Raw genomic sequence first — 1,645 nt, 5'->3', positions numbered from 1 at the left:
CGTGATCGCGAGTGGGATGAGCACCGCACCGATCGGCACGTTGATCCAGAAGATCCATTGCCACGACGCGTAATTCGTGATCGCGCCGCCGACGACCGGGCCGAGGCCGACCGCGAGGCCGCTCATGGCGCTCCACATGCCGATGGCCGCGCCGCGCTTGGCCGGCGGGACCGCCTGGGCCAGCAGCGTCAAGGTCAGCGGGATGACGATGGCCGCGCCGACGCCCTGCACCGCCCGGGCCGCGATCAGTGCGCCGATCGACGTGGACAGCGCGCAGGCCGCGGACGCGGCGGTGAAGACGACCATGCCCACCACGAAGGTGCGCTTCCGGCCGAATCGGTCACCCAGCGATGCCCCGGCCAGCAGCAGGACGGCTTCGGTCAGCGTGTAGGAATTGATGATCCACTGCAGACCGTCCAGGCCGGTGTGCAGTTCCATTCGAATTGTCGGGAGCGCGTTGAAGACAACCAGATTGTCCAGCGAAACCATGAAGATCGCGATTCCGCTGACAATGAATGTCCACAACACACGACGAGAGTCGGTGTTCGACATGGCGGTTCCTTATGAAGAATTATGGCGTAGTCCGTGATTCGACTGCACTGAGAAACCGCCAGTAGCCCGGACGTTACTCGTCGACGTCCGGGTTCAACAGTTCCAGTTCCAGCACACTCGTGACATTCAGCAACATGCCCTGTGCCATGAAGTCGAACGCTCCGCCGGCATCACTGCCCGACAGTTCGCGCACCGTCCGGTAGAGCCGATGGAAGCGTTCACGCGCCAGGGCGCGGATCTCGTCGTCGAGAGCCGACGCCGCGTACACCTGCAGTTGAAAGGTCAGCGACTGCCGGTCGCCCAGTAGATCGATATAGGCGTCGGCCATCGCGTTCATACGGTCGTCGTCCGCGCACTTCTCGGCAGCCGCGCGAAACGTATTCTCCACCACGTCGAATCCTTGATTCGCCGCCGCGAGAAAGACCGCCTTCTTGTTCGGGAACAAACGGAACAGGTAGGCCTGCGAAATTCCGGCCCGCTGGGCAATCGACTCCGTTGACGTCGCCGCATAGCCACCGGCCGCGAACTCGGCAATGGCCGCGGCCAGCACCTGTTCGCGTCGCGCGCTCTTCGACATGCGCGTCCTGATCGGTGAGCTCATGCCCCTTAGTTTAGTGAGCACTCACCTAACCAAGCAACCCGCTGGGTCGACAGTTCAGCGGGCGTTAACAATTCCGTGACCAACCGCGCCACGATGCGACTTCCGTTGCGGGACATGACCGATGCCGGGTGGAACTGCAGCGAGGCGAATCCGTCCCCGCGCAGACCGTGCACCTCACCCGTGTGCTGGTCACGGGCCACGGCCACCGGCCGGGACCCGACGCGGGTCTCGAACGCATCGCTGTCGCTGTGCGACTCGAAGGCGTTGTAGAAGTACACCGGCTCCGCGGCGCCGAACAGATCGATCACCCTCAGTACACCCTGATTCGACACCGCCCGGCGGCGGACCGGCAGCCCCAGCACCGTGCTCAGTACCTGATGGCCGAGACACACCGAGAAGAAGGGCTGACGGGTGGCGAGCAGCTCGCCGGTGATCTCGCGCAGTCGCGCGATCTTCGGATCCCGGGCGTCACGCGGATCCCCGGGTCCCGGT

General features: G+C 64.4%; 2 protein-coding genes and 1 pseudogene. All 3 read right to left on the bottom strand.

Translation table 11 applies throughout. The features are described 5' to 3' along the window. On the bottom strand, nt 1-552 hold a 552-nt coding region (locus ACIRS4_RS36555), incomplete at its 3' end, for an MFS transporter (protein WP_404204322.1). Between the two features lie 73 nt (nt 553-625). Then, entirely contained in the window at nt 626-1,153 is a 528-nt protein-coding gene (locus ACIRS4_RS36550; RefSeq protein ID WP_357085621.1) for a TetR/AcrR family transcriptional regulator, read from the bottom strand. Between the two features lie 5 nt (nt 1,154-1,158). Then, nucleotides 1,159-1,645 (bottom strand): annotated as a pseudogene (locus ACIRS4_RS36545) (phenazine-specific anthranilate synthase component I); the annotation flags it as partial.

This window comes from Streptomyces sp. NPDC101166 (genome assembly GCF_044768125.1).
Taxonomy (GTDB): domain Bacteria; phylum Actinomycetota; class Actinomycetes; order Streptomycetales; family Streptomycetaceae; genus Streptomyces.
The sequence above is the reverse complement of the archived record's forward strand: the minus strand, read 5'-3'. Positions and strand labels throughout refer to the sequence as shown.

Excerpts from the sequence above, each read along its gene's own strand:
- ACIRS4_RS36550 (WP_357085621.1), bottom strand. The coding sequence starts at position 1,153 with ATGAGCTCACCGATCAGGACGCGCATGTCGAAGAGCGCGCGACGCGAA.